At 54.4% G+C, this 18,218-nt stretch carries 16 protein-coding genes; 12 read left to right on the top strand and 4 right to left on the bottom strand.

Annotated features, from left to right (window positions below; genetic code table 11):
- Positions 1–20: 20 nt before the first annotated feature.
- Positions 21–1,163: a cytochrome d ubiquinol oxidase subunit II gene (gene cydB, locus BLV48_RS10085; protein WP_091826563.1), complete on the top strand. Its 1,143-nt coding sequence runs from the start codon at positions 21–23 to the stop codon at positions 1,161–1,163.
- Positions 1,164–1,176: 13 nt separating this feature from the next.
- Positions 1,177–1,275 carry a cytochrome bd-I oxidase subunit CydX gene (cydX, locus tag BLV48_RS10090; protein ID WP_091826565.1) on the top strand — a complete coding sequence of 33 codons (99 nt, stop codon included), beginning with the start codon at positions 1,177–1,179 and terminating at the stop codon, positions 1,273–1,275.
- Positions 1,276–1,339: 64 nt separating this feature from the next.
- On the opposite strand, the gene BLV48_RS10095 is transcribed toward cydX, so the two are convergent.
- Together BLV48_RS10095 and ttcA are read right to left on the bottom strand one after the other, a co-directional pair.
- A complete protein-coding gene (locus BLV48_RS10095) occupies positions 1,340–2,119 on the bottom strand; it encodes an enoyl-CoA hydratase (protein WP_091826567.1) in 780 nt (259 codons plus the stop codon).
- A 77-nt stretch (positions 2,120–2,196) separates the two neighbouring features.
- Complete coding sequence (gene ttcA / locus BLV48_RS10100; RefSeq protein WP_091826569.1) at positions 2,197–3,120, bottom strand: tRNA 2-thiocytidine(32) synthetase TtcA; 924 nt, start codon at positions 3,118–3,120, stop codon at positions 2,197–2,199.
- A gap of 401 nt (positions 3,121–3,521) precedes the next feature.
- On the opposite strand from ttcA, the gene BLV48_RS10105 reads away from it, so the two are divergent.
- From BLV48_RS10105 to BLV48_RS10150, 10 genes are all read left to right on the top strand, one after another.
- Entirely contained in the window at positions 3,522–4,175 is a 654-nt protein-coding gene (locus BLV48_RS10105) for a peroxiredoxin (RefSeq protein ID WP_091826570.1), read from the top strand.
- 317 nt (positions 4,176–4,492) lie between these two features.
- Positions 4,493–5,383: an MBL fold metallo-hydrolase gene (locus BLV48_RS10110; RefSeq protein WP_091826572.1), complete on the top strand. Its 891-nt coding sequence runs from the start codon at positions 4,493–4,495 to the stop codon at positions 5,381–5,383.
- 13 nt (positions 5,384–5,396) lie between these two features.
- Entirely contained in the window at positions 5,397–5,819 is a 423-nt protein-coding gene (locus BLV48_RS10115; RefSeq protein WP_091826573.1) for a protein tyrosine phosphatase family protein, read from the top strand.
- Between the two features lie 26 nt (positions 5,820–5,845).
- On the top strand, positions 5,846–7,573 hold the full coding sequence (locus BLV48_RS10120) for a SulP family inorganic anion transporter (RefSeq protein WP_091826575.1): 1,728 nt from the start codon (positions 5,846–5,848) through the stop codon (positions 7,571–7,573).
- 139 nt (positions 7,574–7,712) lie between these two features.
- Positions 7,713–9,326: a tetrathionate reductase family octaheme c-type cytochrome gene (locus BLV48_RS10125; RefSeq protein WP_217632989.1), complete on the top strand. Its 1,614-nt coding sequence runs from the start codon at positions 7,713–7,715 to the stop codon at positions 9,324–9,326.
- Entirely contained in the window at positions 9,323–9,964 is a 642-nt protein-coding gene (locus BLV48_RS10130) for a cytochrome b/b6 domain-containing protein (RefSeq protein WP_091826578.1), read from the top strand. Before BLV48_RS10125 ends, BLV48_RS10130 begins: the two co-directional genes overlap by 4 nt.
- Complete coding sequence (locus BLV48_RS10135; RefSeq protein WP_091826580.1) at positions 9,961–10,278, top strand: NifB/NifX family molybdenum-iron cluster-binding protein; 318 nt, start codon at positions 9,961–9,963, stop codon at positions 10,276–10,278. The genes BLV48_RS10130 and BLV48_RS10135 overlap by 4 nt, the downstream gene beginning before the upstream one ends.
- Positions 10,279–10,289: 11 nt before the next feature.
- A complete protein-coding gene (locus BLV48_RS10140) occupies positions 10,290–11,501 on the top strand; it encodes a TsoY family (seleno)protein (RefSeq protein WP_091826581.1) in 1,212 nt (403 codons plus the stop codon).
- 31 nt (positions 11,502–11,532) lie between these two features.
- Positions 11,533–11,898, top strand: coding sequence for a hypothetical protein (locus tag BLV48_RS10145; RefSeq protein WP_139253906.1), 366 nt, complete (start codon positions 11,533–11,535; stop codon positions 11,896–11,898).
- A gap of 38 nt (positions 11,899–11,936) precedes the next feature.
- Positions 11,937–13,322: a dihydrolipoyl dehydrogenase gene (locus tag BLV48_RS10150; protein ID WP_091826585.1), complete on the top strand. Its 1,386-nt coding sequence runs from the start codon at positions 11,937–11,939 to the stop codon at positions 13,320–13,322.
- A 166-nt stretch (positions 13,323–13,488) separates the two neighbouring features.
- Here the strand turns inward: BLV48_RS10150 and BLV48_RS10155 are convergent, their stop codons facing one another.
- Both BLV48_RS10155 and BLV48_RS10160 read right to left on the bottom strand, forming a co-directional pair.
- Positions 13,489–15,504: a putative bifunctional diguanylate cyclase/phosphodiesterase gene (locus BLV48_RS10155; RefSeq protein ID WP_254775020.1), complete on the bottom strand. Its 2,016-nt coding sequence runs from the start codon at positions 15,502–15,504 to the stop codon at positions 13,489–13,491.
- A 371-nt stretch (positions 15,505–15,875) separates the two neighbouring features.
- A complete protein-coding gene (locus BLV48_RS10160; protein ID WP_091826589.1) occupies positions 15,876–18,218 on the bottom strand; it encodes a sensor histidine kinase in 2,343 nt (780 codons plus the stop codon).

Consider the following 18,218-nt stretch of genomic DNA (forward strand, 5'->3'; position numbering starts at 1 on the left):
CAGGCAAGAGGAGAGATACGATGCTATTCGATTATGAAACACTTAAACTGATCTGGTGGGTGCTGGTTGGCGTGTTGCTGGTCGGCTTCGCCATTACAGACGGCTTCGATATGGGGGCCTGTGCCCTGCTGCCTTTTTTGGGCAAGACGGATGACGAACGCCGTGTGGTAATCAACACGGTAGGCCCACACTGGGAAGGCAACCAGGTCTGGTTTGTTACCGCTGGTGGCGCATTGTTCGCTGCCTGGCCTGCGGTTTATGCCGCGGCCTTCTCGGGCTTCTACTGGGCGATGCTGCTGGTGCTGTTTGCACTGTTTTTCCGCCCGGTCGGTTTTGACTACCGCTCCAAACTGACCAATACCAAATGGCGCAAAGCCTGGGATATGGGGCTGATTGCCGGAGGTGTCGTTCCCTCACTGGTTTTCGGTGTGGCCTTTGGCAACCTGCTGCTGGGCGTGCCCTTTCAGCATGACGAGCTTTTACGCCCAAGCTACTCTGGCAACCTGTTCGGTTTGCTCAACCCCTTCGGCCTGCTTTGCGGTGTTGTGAGCCTCGCAATGCTCTCAATGCACGGCGCCGTCTGGGTACAGCTGCGCAGTCACGGCGTGGTAGAACTGCGCGCCCAGCGTTATGCCCAGTTACTGTCCGTGGTGACACTGGTGGCCTTTGCGCTGGCCGGCATCTGGCTCAGCATGGGCATCGATGGTTATCGCATCATCAGCCAGCCCGCACTGGATGCACTGCCCAACCCGCTGGCCAAGGAAGTTGAAGTCGCAGCCGGCGCCTGGCTGAGCAACTACAGCCTCTACCCGCTCAGCATGCTGGCACCCATCACCGGTTTCACCGGTCTGATTGGCGTCTTCCTCATGGCAGGACGTGGGCGCACAGGATGGTCATTCCTGTTCAGCGCACTGGCATTGGCCGGTATCATTGCCACTGCGGGGGTTTCCATGTTCCCGTTCGTGATGCCATCAAGCCTGAGCCCGAACTCCAGCCTCACCCTGTGGGACGCTGCTTCCAGTCACCTGACCCTGAATGTGATGACCATCGCCGCCATCATCTTCGTACCAACCGTTCTGGGCTACACTCTGTGGTGCTACCGCTCCCTGTGGGCCAAGATTTCGGTGGAATACATTCAGGACAACGATTACTCATCCTACTAAAGGAGATTCAGCCATGTGGTATTTCGCCTGGATTCTCGGTGTGCTTCTGGCCTGCGCATTCGGCATCATCAACGTGATGTGGCTTGAGGCCGAAGATATCGACAGAGATTGATGTCACTGTCGAAATGATCATCTCTCCCCAAAGGCGCCCTCACAGGCGCCTTTTTATCGTCTGATCAACGGTGCGTCCATTCCGGTTTGCGCTTGTTGATGAACGCATCAATGCCTTCCTGTGCATCTGCCGTCAGCATGTTTTCCACCATCACCTCACTGCAGGCCGCATAGGCATCCGACAATGGCAACTCACGCTGGCGCTGGAACGCCTGCTTGCCGATCTGCAACGTGCGACGTGATTTGGACGCAATCTTGCCGGCCAGTTCAGCGACCGCCTGATCCAGATCAGACTCAGGCACCAGACGATTCACCAGACCGATCTCGTAGGCGCGTTGGGCATTGATCAACTCGCCGGTCAGCAGCAGCTCCATCGCATGCTTGGGCTGCACGGCACGGCTCAGCGCCACCATCGGTGTGGAGCAGAACAGGCCGATATTGACACCAGGGGTAGCAAAACGGGCATTATCCGCCGCCACTGCCAGATCAGCCGTGGCAACCAGCTGACAACCTGCGGCCGTCGCCACGCCGTGAACTTGGGCGATCACCGGTACAGCGAGGCTAACGATGCGCTGCATAAGCCCGGCGCAAGTCTGGAAGGTACAACGGTAGTAGTCTTCTTCGCCCTCACCCAGCATTTGCTTAAGATCATGGCCAGCACAGAAACCTTTGCCTGAACCCTTGATCACCACACAGCGAATGGTGAGGTCATCAGCAATGGCATCAAGCTCAGCATGCAACGCCTGCATCAGCTCCATGGAAAGGCTGTTGTAGGCGTCAGGACGGGAAAGCATCAAGGTGGCCACGCCTTCGTGGTCCTGACGCTGCAGTAATGAATGAGTCATGCGGTTACTCCCTTTTTGTTGTTATTCGGGTTTACCCGAATATCGGTCAAAAGGGAACAGCAGGTCAAGCCGGTTTTTCAGACCGAGAGAATATCGATCTTCTCCATCACCTGTACACCCGACCCACCGACTGCAGCTTCATCATCTTCACCCTGTGGCCCGGCCATGGTCTGCATGGCCGGGCCAATACCGTGCGGAAAGCCCAGTTGCAGGCCTTTGAAATCAAACAGTTGTGGATCGGCCAGATGGGAGGGCACCACATTGCACAGGGAGCGAAACATGGTCTCAATCCTGCCAGGATGGGCTTTATCCCAGCCCTGCAGCATCTCCTTGATCACCTGACGTTGCAGGTTCTCCTGCGAGCCGCACAGGTTGCACGGAATGATCGGGAATTCACGCAACTCGGCGTATTCCATGATGTCCTTTTCACGGGCATAGGCGAGCGGGCGGATCACCATGTTCTTGCCGTCATCGGACACCAACTTGGGCGGCATCGACTTCAACTTGCCACCGAAGAACATGTTGAGAAAGAAGGTTTCCAGAATGTCATCACGGTGATGACCGAGCGCAATTTTGTTGGCCCCGATCTCATCGGCAAAGCCATACAGCGTGCCGCGGCGCAAGCGTGAACAAAGACCACAGGTGGTTTTGCCTTCAGGTACCACCGATTTGACGATGGAGTAGGTATCTCGTTCAACGATATGAAACGGCACACCCAGAGACTCAAGATAGGCCGGCAGTACCTCTTCGGGGAAGCCAGGCTGCTTCTGATCCAGATTGACCGCCACCAGCTCAAACCGGATCGGCGCGCTTTTCTGCAGGTTCATCAGAATATCCAGCATGGCAAAGGAGTCCTTGCCACCAGACAGACAGACCATCACCTTGTCGCCGTCTTCAATCATGTTGAAGGCTTCGATCGCCTGCCCCATTTCACGGCGCAGCCGCTTTTGCAGCTTATTGAGGCGGGTTTTCTTCTGCTTATCGAGGCTATCGGTCTGCATGGTTAGTTACTACTGATGACGGGTTAAAAATTGAGCGCAGATTATACATGAATAGCGCTGCGGATAATAAACCCGATATTTTAATGCAGCCCTGATCCATTAAATAAAAAACCTCTAATTTAATGGAACCTTCATGCCCTAAGGGCTATGCTTTTGGGCTGAACTCCAGCATCAACGTGGCGCAGTTCTGGGTTAACCGTGCAGCTGATCTACCCGTACTTCCATGACAGTGAAGCGGCCACTCAACTGAGGCTGGGCCTCGGCGTGCAGTGGGGACAGAGCAATAAACTTCTACTATTACCCCCATTGCCATGTTAAATTTCATTTTGTTATAAGCTTATAATATTGTGTTCTCAGTAGGGGCGCAGCAGCGCCAAATGAATGACAACAGGAGAAACAAAATGGCACTTCGCATTAATGACACCGTACCCAACCTTGATCTGAAAACCGATCTGGGCGACTTCAAACTGCACGACTTCATCGGTGACAGCTGGGCGATCCTGTTCAGCCACCCGAAGGACTTCACCCCGGTCTGCACCACCGAATTCGGTGCTGTAGCACAGCTGGCAGCCGAGTGGGAAAAGCGCGGCACCAAGGTGATCGGTCTGTCCGTTGATGGCGTGGACGAGCACGTTGAATGGAAAGCCGATATCGAGAAATACGCCGGCGCACCGGCCAAGTTCCCGATCATCGCTGACGAAGACATGGGCGTTGCCAAGGCGCTGGACATGCTGCCGGCTGATGCCTACCTGCCGGATGGCCGAACCGCAGCTGATTCTGCCAGCGTACGTGTCGTGTTCATCTTCAGCCCGGACAAGAAGCTGCAGCTGTCCATGACCTACCCGATGTCCATCGGCCGTAACTTCGCTGAAGTCGTACGTGCTCTGGATGCACTGCAGGCAACCTACAAGGTGCCGATCGCAACCGGCGCCAACTGGGAAGTGGGTGATGACGTGATCGTGGCTCTGTCGCTGAACGATGAAGAAGCCAAGGCCAAGTTCGGCGAAATCGACGTCAAACTGCCGTACCTGCGTACCACAAAACAGCCGTCTTAATTCCGGCTGTCACTATTGTTCGAAACAATAGCACCCAACAGCTCTGATACCCATCGGTGCTGATTCCGGTCTGCTTCGGCAGACCGGATGGCACACCGCCCTGATGGCTCGGTTGGCGGTGTGCCTCTCCGGCCTTTCCCATGCCTGTCTGGCAGCACCTGCAATACATACTGGCCAGCATTCTCTTCGCCCCCCTTCCTGGTATGAGGGACATGACTATTGAGCCTATAGGTAAATTCAACCCTTGCAGGGCTGACAACGTTAAATACTCCCTTATTATTAGATAATACTAATATTGTAGGTAGTGGAGACATATCATGAGCAACACCCACACTTCACCGCAGATACCTCAGGTAAAGGCCTTCTTTGATGAGCCGACCAACACCTTCAGTTACGTAGTGCGTGACCCGGCTTCCAATGCCTGCGCCATTCTCGATTCGGTACTGGATTTTGACTACGCCAGCGGACGCACGGATGTACGTTCGGCTGACGCCATCATCGCCTACGTGCAGGACAGCAACCTGCAGGTCAAGTGGATCCTGGAAACCCACGTCCACGCCGACCACCTTTCGGCAGCCCCCTACCTGCATCAGGCATTAGGCGGCAAAACCGGTATTGGCGCCATGATAACAGTGGTGCAGGACACCTTCGGCAAGGCGTTCAATGCCGGCACCGAATTTGCCCGTGACGGCAGCCAGTTCGACCGTCTGTTTGCAGAGGGTGATCGTTTCACCATCGGCAATCTGGAGGGCCATGTTCTGCATACGCCGGGACATACTCCGGCCTGTTTGACCTATGTGATTGGCGATGCCGCTTTTGTCGGCGATACGCTGTTCATGCCGGATTACGGCACCGCTCGCTGCGACTTTCCCGGTGGTGATGCCCGTACTCTGTATCACTCGATTCAGAAAGTACTCAGCCTACCCGCTGAAACACGGATTTTCCTCTGCCATGACTACAAGGCACCTGACCGTGAAGAGTACTGCCATGAAACCACGGTGGCCGAGCAGCGTCAGCACAACGTGCATGTACACGAAGGTATCAGCGAGGACGAGTTCGTACGCATGCGTACCGAACGCGATGCCACCCTGGCAATGCCGGCTCTGATCCTGCCATCGGTTCAGGTCAACATGCGTGCCGGTGAGATGCCGCCTGCCGAAGACAACGGTCAGGTGTATCTGAAAGTGCCAATTAATTTGTTCAAATAAAGAGAACTCATGCATGGATATCAAGGAACTTGAACCTGGCTTTTCGATCTGCCATGCCATCTACCCAAGTGACATGGCAGAACTGAAGTCACGAGGTTTCCGTGCGATCATCTGTAATCGCATGCCTGGCGAGGCGGAAGACCATGTTGACGACGCTGAATTGCGCCAGGCTGCAAAAGCGATCGGTATCGAGTGGGTTGAAATTCCAGTAACCCCTGGTGAGTACACGCCTGAAGCGGTTGAAGCCTTTGGTGTAGCAATCGAAACGTTACCGACGCCGATACTGGCTTTCTGTCGCAGTGGCCGCAGGGCCGTCTCCCTCTGGATTCATAACCAGATGCAACAGGCGACCTGTGACATAGGCCCCCTGCTGCAGGCAGCCCATGCCGCAGGGCACGACCTGCATGAGCAGAAAGATACGTTCATAAAGCGATGACCTGACTCAGGTCTCAAGGGATTTGAGTGAACATTCGAAAGTATTTTCCATTTCTTGAATGGTTGCCGAGCTACCGCCTGACAACCTTTAATCAGGATATTCTGGCCGCGGTGATCGTGACCGTCATGCTGATCCCGCAGTCGCTGGCCTACGCGATGCTGGCCGGGTTGCCACCCGAGGTGGGACTCTACGCCAGTATCGCACCGCTTATACTCTATGCGGTCTTTGGCACCAGCCGTACCCTGTCGGTAGGGCCGGTGGCCGTCATTGCCCTGATGACGGCAGCAGCTGCCGGTGCCATTGCCGCACCGGGCAGTGCCGAATATCTTTCGACCGTGATTCTACTGACCTTCATCTCCGGTTTGATGTTGACGCTGATGGGGCTGCTCCAAATGGGATTTCTGGCCAACTTCCTCAGTCACCCGGTGATTTCCGGGTTCATTACCGCCTCGGCCGTAATCATCGCCTTCAGCCAGCTCAAACACCTGCTGGGCATCGCCGCCAGTGGCCACAATCTGCCCGAGTTGTTAGCCGATTTGGTGAGCAATCTGCCGAATCTGAACCTGACCACCCTGATGATCGGTGCCGGTACTTTACTGTTTCTGTACGGCGCCCGCCGCTGGCTAGTGCCACTGCTGCAACGCCTAGGGCTGAGCAAGGGGCTGGCTGGCGGGTTGGGGCGTCTAGCCCCCATTCTTGCGGTTGTCGTCACCACCTGGATTGCGGCAGCCTTTGATCTGGCGGCAACCGGTCTAGCCGTCGTGGGCAATATTCCGGCGGGTTTGCCGCCGCTGACCCTGCCGTCCGCTGATGCCGGGCTTTGGCAGCAGCTTTGGGTTGGTGCGCTGCTGATCAGTATTGTCGGTTTTGTCGAATCGGTCTCGGTGGGGCAAACCCTTGCCGCCAAACGACGTGAGCGTATTGACCCGGATCAGGAGCTGGTCGGGCTGGGCTGCGCCAATCTTGGCTCGGCTTTAAGTGCCGGCATGCCGGTGACGGGTGGTTTCTCGCGCTCGGTGGTGAATTTTGATGCTGGGGCACGCACCCCTGCCGCCGGTGCCTTTACGGCCGTCGGCATTCTGGTGGTGATCCTCTGGTTCACCCCGCTGCTTGCGACACTGCCGATCGCCACCCTGGCGGCAACAATCATCATTGCCGTGCTGTCGCTGGTGGATCTGCATGCGATCAAACATACCTGGCGTTACTCAAGAGCCGATTTTTCCGCCATGCTGGCTACCATTGTCATTACCCTGCTGCAGGGAGTGGAAGCCGGTATTCTGGCAGGAGTCGGGCTATCTCTGGCGCTGCACCTGTATCGCACCAGTCGCCCGCATAGTGCCGTGGTAGGGCGGTTGAGCGGGACTGAGCATTTCCGCAATGTGGAACGTCATCAGGTAGAAACCGATCCGCATCTGCTGCTGTTGCGGGTGGATGAGAGTCTCTACTTCCCCAATGCCCGTTACCTGGAAGATCGCGTCTTGGAGCTGGTCAGTCAGAATCCGCAGATGCAGCATCTGGTGCTTGGCTGTCAGGCGATCAACCATATTGATGCCTCGGCGCTGGACAGTCTGGAGTCGATTAATCAACGGCTCAAGGATGCAGGTATCCAGCTGCACCTGGCGGAAGTGAAAGGCCCGGTGATGGATCGACTGCAGTTGGTTGAATTCCCGGCGCAATTGAATGGCCGCGTCTTCATGAGTACCTATGAGGCTTGGCAGGTGCTTGCTCAGACAGCGGAGCCTGCAACGGCATGACCCATGACAGTAGAAGCGGCATCTGACTTGCCCTGTTACGGACAAGTGGTAGCAGTATCGGGACTTACCCGCTAGTCTCAAAAGTGTACGTGTTTCGGCAGAGGCCGGTTGCGGCTGATCCTGATCTCGGGAGGAGAATATGGATAGTCTGTTAAGAATGTGCCTTGTATTGGCACTATCAGTGATGTTGGTGCCGGCTTCGGTGGACAAGGCTGGAGCGAGTCTGCCCCTGGGTGACAAGGCTTCAACGGCAGACCACACTCAATTCAAGGCACTGCAAGGCCCCTTCAGCAGTGGGCCCGAGGTAACTCAGGCGTGCCTGCACTGTCATACCGAAGCAGCCAAACAGCTGCAGCAAAGTCTGCACTGGACTTGGGAATATGACCATCCGGTCACTGGTCAGACGCTGGGCAAGCGTCATGTGATCAACAGCTTTTGCGGTTCGGTGACCTCCAATGAGCCGCGCTGTACCAGTTGTCACACCGGCTATGGCTGGGAAGACATGAGCCAGCCGCCACCTCAGGCCGAAACCGCCGTAGACTGTCTGGCCTGCCACGATACCACGGGTGACTATATCAAGTTGCCCGATCAGGCCGGTCATCCGGCCTACACCGCCCGTGAGGTGCCGCCGGGCAGCGGTCAGTGGCAGTCGCCGCCGGATCTGGCCGCCATCGCGCAACAGGTGGGCAGCAGCGGTCGTCACAACTGTGGTGCCTGTCACTTCAATGGCGGCGGTGCCGATGGTGTCAAACATGGTGATCTGGACTCCTCGCTGATCAACCCGGCCCACAGTCTGGATGTGCACATGTCCGCTGACGGAGCTAATTTCAGCTGTGCCGACTGCCACACCACCAGCGCACACAGCGTCACCGGCAGTCGCTACCTGACCAATGCCCGCGATACTCTGGGCGTTGATGTGCCGGGTCATACTGACATGAGCCGAGCCTCCTGCGAGTCCTGCCACGGCATGTCGCCGCACAAGGAAGAAAAGATCAATGAGCATGTGGACCGTGTGGCGTGCCAGACCTGCCACATCCCCGAGTTTGCCCGCGGTGGCATCGCCACCAAAACCTGGTGGGACTGGTCTACTGCCGGACAGCTGGATGAAAACGGCAAGCCGATCACCCGTTATGACGACAAGGGGCACGTGTCTTACCTGAGTACCAAAGGTAATTTCGAGCATGCCGAGAACGCCATGCCTGAATACCGCTGGTTCAACGGTGTGGTGGAGTACACCCTGCAGGATGAAAAGCTGGATATCGCCAACCCGCCGATTCAGATCAACCGCATCAGTGGCAGCGCCGATCAGGCGGACAGCCGCATCTGGCCGTTCAAGATCATGCGCGGCAAGCAGCCCTACGACCAGGTCCATCAGACCCTGCTGGTCACCCATGTGTTCAGCCCGGACGATGACTCGGCGCTGTGGACCAACTTTGACTGGGCCAAGGCGCTCAAGGCCGGTACCGAGCGTGCCGGTCAGCCCTACAGCGGTGAGTTCGACTTCATTGAAACCCAGATGTACTGGCCGATCGCCCATATGGTCGCGCCGGCTGAAAATGCTCTGCACTGCAGTGACTGCCACGCCCGCAGTGGCCGCATGGACGGTATTGAAGGTATCTACATCCCGGCCCGTGACCGTCATCAGTGGCTGGATACCGCCGGCTGGAGTGCGGCTGCACTGGTACTGGCCGGCAGCCTCTTGCATGCCGGCGGCCGTGTGATTGCGACTGTGCGCAGAAGGAGAAAAAAATGAAACGGGAAATGGTCTTCAAACGCTTTGAACGTTTCTGGCACTGGTCGCAGGCGGCGCTGATTTTTTTCCTGCTGACCACCGGATTTGAGATCCACGGCAGCTACAGTCTGTTCGGCTTCGGCCGTGCGGTATCGCTGCACACCACCGCCGCCTGGCTGCTGATCGGCCTTTGGGTACTGGCCATTTTCTGGCACTTCACCACCGGCGAGTGGCGTCAGTACCTGCCGACTACCGACAAGCTGGGGGCGGTAATCCACTACTATGCCGTCGGCACCTTTACCGGGGCTTCGCATCCGTTCAAGAAAACCACACATGCCAAACACAACCCGTTGCAGAAACTGGCCTATCTCTGGTTCAAACTGATGATTTCGCCACTGATCTGGATCTCGGGTCTGCTGTATCTGTTCTACAACCAGTGGGATTCGCTGGGACTGTCCGGCTTGCCTCTGGAATGGGTGGCACTTATCCACACCGGTGCCGCTTTCATGATGCTGATCTTTGTCATTGCCCACGTCTACATGGCCACCATGGGCAAAACCGTGTTCAGCCTGATCAAACCGATGATCACCGGCTATGAGTCTGAAGAAGACGAACACTCCACCGCCGATAACCGCAAACAGGCAGGTTCTCTGAAATGAAAATTGCTGTCACAAGCCAAAACCGTAAAACCGTTACTGGACATGCCGGCCGATGCCGGCGATTCTGGATCTACACAGTCGATGGCGGCGAAGTAGCCGACAAAACGCTACTGGAGCTGAGCAAGGAAGAGTCCTTCCATGACAGCGACAGCAACGCACCTCATCCTTTGGATGGTGTAGATGTTCTGCTGACCGGTGGAATGGGACCGGGCCTGGCACAACGTATGGCTCGCAAGGGGACAGAAGCACAGGTCACATCGGAGACCGATCCTGATGCAGCCATCAAACACTACCTTGATAGCCGGGCTGGGTAAGGATATTACCGATGCTAAGACGTGATCCCGCACAGCCCTGGCACCCAAGTTACTGGCTGGCGTCACTGGGCGCGGGCGGTCTTTCGGTCTCTTTCTTTATGTACCTGATGTGGCTGGTGCCCCATCCGGGCTTCCCCATGCCGACTTGGCAGCATCTTGAAACTGTTCTGAGCGGACAGGCTTCACTCCCAGCTGGCGTGCGTGCCGTCGCACTGTTGGCTACCCTGCTGATGTTACTGTTGGCGGCACTGCACTTAGTGTTGCTGATCTGGAATTTCCGTGAACACCGTGCAGCACGGAGCACAGAGAGCTACAGCAGACTTCTGGGTTCACCGGCAGAAGTACAGTTGATGACCCAGCCACTGACGTTGGCGATGACGGTGAATGTCTGCTTTGCTCTCGGCGCTCTGCTGGTGCCCGGCCTCTGGTCAATCGTTGAGTATCTTTTTCCGCTGGCGCTGTTAGCCTTCGCTGCCATCGGCATCTGGGCGTTGAAACTGTACGGACGCTACATCACTCGCATGCTGGTCAGTGGTGGCTACCGCAGTGAAGAGCATAACCACCTGTCCCCTTTGATTGCCGTTTTTACCTTTTCCATGCTGTCGGTCGGTTTTGCGGCACCCGCCGCCATGTCGCATTATCAAGTCTTGGCGGCCCTCGCCGGTACTTTGTCGATTCTGTTTCTGGTGGTGGCCGTCGTCACCGGCATTCTGGTCCTGATCTCCGGCCTGCAGGCGATGCTGCAACACGGTCTGCAGAATCAGGCTACCCCCAGCATCTGGATGCTGGTTCCCATCATGACCCTGCTGGGGATTGAGTGGGTACGGATGCAGCACGGACTGAGTCATCACTTTTCGGCACCGGTAGAGCAGGGCCGCCTGTTTGTGGTGTTATCGGCCATTTTCATGCTGCAGCTTGGCGTTATGCTGCTGGGTTTTCGCGTAATGCAGCTCAACGGCTACCTCAAAGCTCACCTTAAAGGTGCTGAACGCAACCCGGTCAGCTTTGGTCTGATCTGCCCTGGAGTCGCCCTGTTCGTGATGGGGATGTTCTGGTGGCATCTGGTCTGGGTTGAAAGCGGCATTGTCACGGCTTTTGGAGCGGTCTACTGGCTCGGCATCACACTGCTGGCCCTCGTTCAGCTGCTAACACTGGCAGCTCTGTTACGCCTGAGCGGCCGATTGCTGCGCCACAAATCAGTGCAGATCGCCTCAATGCAGTAGCCAGTAACACTATGACCAGCTAGGAATCATAATGGATTCATCCTCTCTGTTTACTCCAACCGTCCGCCGGGTCATTGTCTTAAGCGTTCTGCTCGCACTGGCAGGTGGTTGGTTGATGGGTCGGCTTACAGCACCAGTGCTGGGCCTGGAAGTCAGTTTTCGCAACGTCAGCGACGTGACAATTGAATCCATACAGCTGGATTTTGGCAGTGCCGATACACAGTCCAGTATTAAGGCTTTTCGCATTGAGCCGGGGGAAGTACGCACACTGGCGCTGAACCACGGTCCCGGAATGGGCTTCAACGTGCAGGTCAGCTACAGTAATGGTCGTAAGCAGGAGTTCTGCGCGTTGCGCGGAGATGAGCGTACTCAGCCAAGGCTGGATTTACGGCCATGAATTTCTAATCACCTGTTCGCAATTGACAAGGAGTTAACATGCGCAAGGTAACAGTTGCCATTATTGGTGCCGGAACTGCCGGCCTTACCGCCTATAGGGCAGCCCGAAAGCATACGGACTCGATACTACTGATCGATCCAGGTCCGCTGGGCACCACCTGTGCCCGTGTCGGCTGCATGCCCAGCAAGTTGTTGATTGCCGCGGCCGATACCGCCTGGCATATGCGCCACGCGGATATGTTCGGCGTGAGTGCGGCCGACATTCAGGTGGATGGCCACAAAGTGATGCAGCGTGTCCGCCGGATGCGCGATCGTTTTGTCGGCAAGGTACTGGAGGGAATGGAGTCAATTCCGGAACAGGATATGCTGCATAAACCCGTGCGTTTTATCTCTGATCATCTGCTGGAAACGGCTGACGGACAGCTCATTGAAGCGGAAAAAATTGTAATCGCCACCGGATCACGCCCTGCTGTGCCGGAATTTCTGCAAAAAGCCGGCAAGCGGCTGCTGCTCAATGATGATCTGTTTGAGCTGGATACTTTGCCTGAGTCAGTTGCCGTGTTCGGTCCCGGTGTGATCGGGCTGGAACTGGGGCAGGCCCTGCTCCGCCTTGGGGTACGGGTGCGCATGTTCGGCGTTGGTGGAGCCGTAGGACCAATCGGTGATGATGAGATTCGCCAGGCAGCTGTTCAATGTTTCAGCGCTGAATTCCCGCTTGACCCCGATGCCCAGGTAAAAGAGATACGTGAAACGGACAGAGCTGTCGAGGTCACTTTCATACATACCGATGAAAAGCCTCTGACCGAGCACTTTGACTATCTGCTTGCGGCAACCGGGCGGCGGCCCAACGTGGATCGACTGGGACTTGATCAGACTCATCTGCAGCTGGATGACCGTGGCGTGCCTGTTTTCGATCCACAAACGTTGCAGTGTTCGGTCGAACACATATTCATCGCCGGTGATGCCAACAACCATCTGCCCCTGCTCCATGAGGCTGCGGATGAAGGTGGCATTGCAGGCCGTAATGCCGCCCTGCTGCCCGATGTACAGCCGGGAGATCGCACAGTCCCGTTGGCCGTTGTGTTTTCCGATCCGCAAATTGCGACGATCGGCATGCGCCCTGCCAATATCCACGAGCAGTTTTCTGGCCGCTTTGCAGAAGCCGTGTATGACTTCGCTTATCAGGCCCGCGCCAAGGTACTGGGCAGAGACAGAGGCTTAATGAAGGTATGGGCTGAAACCGGCAGTGGAACCCTGCTCGGGGCCGAGATTCTCGGGCCTGACGCTGAGCATCTAGCCCACCTGCTGGCCTGGGCCATGCAGCAACAGTTGAGCGTTAGCGATCTTTTGGCGATGCCCTACTATCACCCGGTGCTGGAAGAAGGGCTTCGCAGCCTATTGCGTGATCTGCAGACACGCCTTTGAAGTCATGAGTACAGGCACGACTGGCGCTCTTTCTGTGCCACAACGCTTGCAAACTCTGCTTTTCCTTCAAATGTTCGGCTTGCAACTGTACTTTGAACTCTTCCTCTTTTTGGTGATGTCTAAGACCCAGTAAAAACTTACAAGCCTCAAAGATACAACTAATAATTTATTTGGAATGATAATGCATTAATACGCCAGGAATTTCGGCAGCTGGAACAGGCCTACTGATGAAGAACCCCTGAATTTCATCGCAGCCAAAAGCGGTCAGAAGTGAGAGCTCTTCGGCGGTTTCAACGCCCTCGGCGATCACGCGCATATTCAGACTTTCAGCAATACCCAATACAGCTTTGACAATCCCCTGGTCGGCCGGGTTATGAACCAGATTTTTGATAAACGCTCGGTCAATCTTGATGAAGTCAACGCAAAATTTTTGCAGATACTCCAACGATGAATAACCGGTACCAAAGTCATCAATCGCGAGCGTCACACCCAACTGTTTCAATTCACTGAGCAAAAACAGCGCTTGGTCAGGGTTATCCATGGCGACACTTTCCGTGATTTCCAAATCCAACAGTTTTGGCGGCAAACCTGACAAACGGATCATATGACCCAGCTTACTGGCCAAGTCACCATCCATGAACTGTCGGCCAGAGAGGTTAATACCTACACGTAAACCAAGTCCTTCACGACACCATTCAGACGCTTGCCGAATCGCCTCTTCCGCGACCCAGTAACCGATACTGTGAATTAGCTCCATTTGCTCGGCTATAGGGATAAACTCAGCCGGAGAAACCATCCCCATCTCAGGATGAATCCAACGAATCAAGGCTTCAACACCCACTATACGATTTGAATGTACATCCAGCTGGGGTTGGTAGAGAAGCTTGAATTGGTGCTTCTCAAGCGCATGCCTGAGTTCTGACTCAATATAAAGACGTCGAGCGTGGTCGACCTGACAGCTTTCATCAAAAATTTTGTAGCGACTGCCCCCGGCTTTTTTGACAACCTGACGTGCCTGAATCGCAGCACTGATCAGTTGATTGGGCTCGGAGCCGTGATCAGGACTTATAGCGATGCCCACACTGGTTTCAATGAATATCGGCTGACCGCCCAATTCATAGACTGCTCCAAGTCGCAGTTGTAGATCAGCAATCCAGTTGATGAGTACCTGTTGATCATCAAGCTCAGGTATGAGAATAGCGAATTCATCTGCGCCCAGCCTAGCCATTGGATATAGCCCTTGGGTAGCACTTTGCAGCCGTAAAGAAAAGAGCTGCAGCAACTTATCACCTTCAACCTGGCCGAAGGAATCATTGATCATATGAAAACGAGCAACATCAAGTGTCACCACAGCGCAGGGCTGAGCCTGCTCCAGTTGCTTGGCCAGCAATGCTTGAAAACTTTTCCTATTTGACAGCTGTGTCAGGTTGTCATGATGACGCTGAAATTCAATTGTCTGCCGAGCCTGCCAAAAGTCTGTGACATCCTGCAATACGCAGAGGATCGTATTCTCTGAAGTTTTGCGGGCTGTCATACGAACATGGCGATCGCCATCACCAGCCTTGAATCCATGGCCCAACATTGCTCTTTCATGTTCGTCTGTCAGCAGTTTTTCAAGCTGCTGTCGCACATGCTCTCGCTGCCCAGACTCAACTCGCTGTAAATACCCCTCCAGTCCCATCTGCGAAACGGTTTCAGGTAATTGAAACAACTCAATCAGCCCAGGTGCCCAAGCAAGGGTATCGGTTTTTGAGCGCCATTCAAAAAAGCCCAGCTGAGCAACCTCCTGTGCTTCGTTTTGCATTATGCGCACCTGATCCAATGCACAGGTGATGCGATAGGTTCGCAATGAATATCGAACCCGTCTGATAAGCAACGCCCAATTGATGGGCTTGGTTATAAAATCGGTTGCTCCCTTAGCAAAGGCATTGTCTACTGCCGTGACATCATCCAGCCCTGTCAGCATAACAATGGGCACGTTGGCATCCAATCTTCGGATATGTTCACAGACCTCGAAGCCATCCATGTCAGGCATCACTACATCCAGCAGCACAAGATCGGGGATAGAGTGCGCTTCAAGCCATTCAAGCGCGGCTTGGCCGTTCAAGGCCTGAAATACTTCGTGGCCTTCCTTCTGAATAATCTTGGTCAGTGTCAGCCTCGTGGTAAGATCATCATTCACTACCAGTATGCGGCTTACCCCTGCATCATTTGTATTCAGTTCAAACAATATTCACTCCTGGTATCCGCGTAATTGCAGAAACTTGTACAGAGCACCCTCCAGGCTCTCTGACTCAACGCAGCACTCACATGGAGATTCCCTATGAAAGCCTTGTTTCCATCATCTTATCAATGTCGCTATCACACAACATAAATGGAGACTGTTTTATTGACCCAATGCAAGATGATGGCTGCCAAACTGTTACTTCAAAGACGCAAGCCTGCCTAAACAATGCAATTAAACCATTGTTTTAAATAGCGGACTTTTAATAAAAATCACCAGTATTAAATCCAGTCAAAGTGTATGTTCACACGATTGTGACACAGCAACCATCAATCGGAAGTCCGCGTTTCATGAGACTTTGGCAACGTCACCTTGAAACAGCTACCTTCACCAAGAGTACTCTCAACCTCAATACGGCCTTCATGGGCACTAATGATGCCATATGCGACCGCAAGCCCCAGTCCGGTTCCTTCACCGGGCTCTTTGGTTGTGAAAAAAGGCTCGAAGATATGATTTAGGTTCTCAGGAGCAATACCACAGCCGCTGTCACAAACTTCGAATATTACATTTGTTTCAGTTTGACTTGAGGCTATACGAATGCAGCCATCGCTTCGAATAGCCTGGGCAGCATTAACAACCAATGCCATGATCACCTGGTTAAGCTGTGCTGGCACAGCCCTGATCTGTGGCAGTGACGGATCCAGTCGAGTTTCGACTTTGGCCTTATATTTGTACTCGTAATGGCAGATGACCAATGTAGTTTCGATACAGTGGTTCAGATCACAGGCCTGCCATGCCGTATCACCGGAGTGGGAGAACTCCAGCAGACTCTCGGTAATATGACGGATACGGCGGACGCCCTCCATCGAGTCAGCCAGCAAATCACCTATGTTATCGGTAATATTCACATAGCGCTCTTGAGTTTCCAGTTTGCTCAAATGTTCCTGTTGTCCGCCTGGAACAAGCTCAGAAGCATTCTGGTAGAGGCGTAACAGTGAGGGTACATAATCATTCAGGATACTCACGTTGGCACTGACGAATGCCAATGGGTTGTTGATTTCGTGCGCCACCCCGGTAGCCAGAACCCCAACGGAAGCCATTTTCTCGGACTGCACCAATTGTGCCTGTGTAGATTTTAGTTCAGAAATCAGCCTGTTTTGCTCTTCACGTTCATGCTGCAGATCCACGTTGGTCTGGCGTAACTCTCGCGTCCTCTCCTCTACCCGGGCCTCCAGCACTTGATTCAGTCTGGCCAGACGCCGGTTCGCTTCATCAAGCTCTGCGCGACTGAGTTCAATAGTTTTACCCATTTCAAGCAAACCATTTGAAACGGCACTCAACTCCGTAATATCGGTTGTCACAGGTTCAGGACGATAACGCCCCTGACCGATAGCACTGATCATGCGCCTCAAGCCTTGCATTGGCTGAGACAAACGCAAGCTCACCTGCTGTGACTTGCGGTACAGGTACACCATGAACAGCAGATAAAACGCCAGCAGCCCTAAAATTATTCCGACAGCAATTTGATCCACGCGCGCTTTCAAAGCGTTGGCATCGGCATACAATCGTGCCTGATCAGCAACTACCAGCAAATGCCAGTCGGCACCGGGAATCAGCGACCAGGCAGCCAATTTAGGCTCTCCTGCCATCTCCAGCGCAACGACACCATCCTCTGAGGTGTGAATACCTTCAGCCAGCAAGCTGCTGTCTTGACGCTTGAACAGGTTAAAGGCTTCCGGCTTGAAGGTATCCTGCTTGATCGCTGTCGCGTAATCATGCTCAGTTAGCTCTTTCAGCTGCCAATCATGCTCAGCGGCTTCCGGCATTGCCAGAATTGTACCGCTACTATCAACCAGCAATGCATAGCTGTCCCAAGGAAGGCTCAGGGCCAATACCTGTTGGATGATTTCAGAGACCCTGATATCCAGCCCTGCAACCCCTTCAAGAAAATCGCTGTTGCTACGATAAACAGGCGCAATTGCTGATGCCATCCAACCTTGCCCCGCCGGATCAATGTACACATCCGTCCACACCACTTTACGCTCAGGGTTATGCTCCGCATCCGCTTCATAATAGAAGTTGTAGTCACGCACATTCAGATCGTAGGGATACTGCTCCACCACGTCGAATGCTGGATAAATCCGATTCATTGAATCGTGGGTGTTTATGTAGGCCTGGGTGACCAGCGAACTGCTGTATACCAACTGTTTCATCAACGGGTCGATTTGTACCAGCTTCCAAGCCTTGTTCATTTCGGCAGTGCCCACAGGCGTAATGGATGAATAGAACATGGCGGCACCTTCCGTATCAGCCCGAGTATGCCAAACACCGTTGTCACTCAGGGCATAGCGGGACTTTTCCACATCACTGGCCTCATGCGGTGTGTCATAGGCCTGTGAGATGAGCGCCGCGAACAGATCAGTCATTTCGGCAACGCCATTAAGCTGACTGGCAATCACGTCGGACTCGATGCGTGCCGTTTCCAGCAAAGACTCTTGCGCACTGCGCTGCATAGTAGCGATGTTTTCATCACGGATAATGTAGTTGGTGGCAAGATAGGCAGCGATCAGCGCCAATTCTATGAAAATAATGGGTACCAGAGCATTTCTTATATAGGTACTCCACAACACTCTGAAGACGTTTTGTTCGTGGCTGCTCTGCTGTTTGTTCAT

The sequence above is a fragment of the Marinobacterium iners DSM 11526 genome (genome assembly GCF_900107855.1).
Classification (GTDB): domain Bacteria; phylum Pseudomonadota; class Gammaproteobacteria; order Pseudomonadales; family Balneatricaceae; genus Marinobacterium; species Marinobacterium iners.

Excerpts from the sequence above, each read along its gene's own strand:
- cydB (WP_091826563.1), top strand. The coding sequence starts at position 21 with ATGCTATTCGATTATGAAACACTTAAACTGATCTGGTGGGTGCTGGTT.
- cydX (WP_091826565.1), top strand. The coding sequence starts at position 1,177 with ATGTGGTATTTCGCCTGGATTCTCGGTGTGCTTCTGGCCTGCGCATTC.
- BLV48_RS10095 (WP_091826567.1), bottom strand. The coding sequence starts at position 2,119 with ATGACTCATTCATTACTGCAGCGTCAGGACCACGAAGGCGTGGCCACC.
- ttcA (WP_091826569.1), bottom strand. The coding sequence starts at position 3,120 with ATGCAGACCGATAGCCTCGATAAGCAGAAGAAAACCCGCCTCAATAAG.
- BLV48_RS10105 (WP_091826570.1), top strand. The coding sequence starts at position 3,522 with ATGGCACTTCGCATTAATGACACCGTACCCAACCTTGATCTGAAAACC.
- BLV48_RS10110 (WP_091826572.1), top strand. The coding sequence starts at position 4,493 with ATGAGCAACACCCACACTTCACCGCAGATACCTCAGGTAAAGGCCTTC.
- BLV48_RS10115 (WP_091826573.1), top strand. The coding sequence starts at position 5,397 with ATGGATATCAAGGAACTTGAACCTGGCTTTTCGATCTGCCATGCCATC.
- BLV48_RS10125 (WP_217632989.1), top strand. The coding sequence starts at position 7,713 with ATGGATAGTCTGTTAAGAATGTGCCTTGTATTGGCACTATCAGTGATG.
- BLV48_RS10130 (WP_091826578.1), top strand. The coding sequence starts at position 9,323 with ATGAAACGGGAAATGGTCTTCAAACGCTTTGAACGTTTCTGGCACTGG.
- BLV48_RS10135 (WP_091826580.1), top strand. The coding sequence starts at position 9,961 with ATGAAAATTGCTGTCACAAGCCAAAACCGTAAAACCGTTACTGGACAT.
- BLV48_RS10140 (WP_091826581.1), top strand. The coding sequence starts at position 10,290 with ATGCTAAGACGTGATCCCGCACAGCCCTGGCACCCAAGTTACTGGCTG.
- BLV48_RS10145 (WP_139253906.1), top strand. The coding sequence starts at position 11,533 with ATGGATTCATCCTCTCTGTTTACTCCAACCGTCCGCCGGGTCATTGTC.
- BLV48_RS10150 (WP_091826585.1), top strand. The coding sequence starts at position 11,937 with ATGCGCAAGGTAACAGTTGCCATTATTGGTGCCGGAACTGCCGGCCTT.
- BLV48_RS10160 (WP_091826589.1), bottom strand. The coding sequence starts at position 18,218 with ATGAACAAACAGCAGAGCAGCCACGAACAAAACGTCTTCAGAGTGTTG.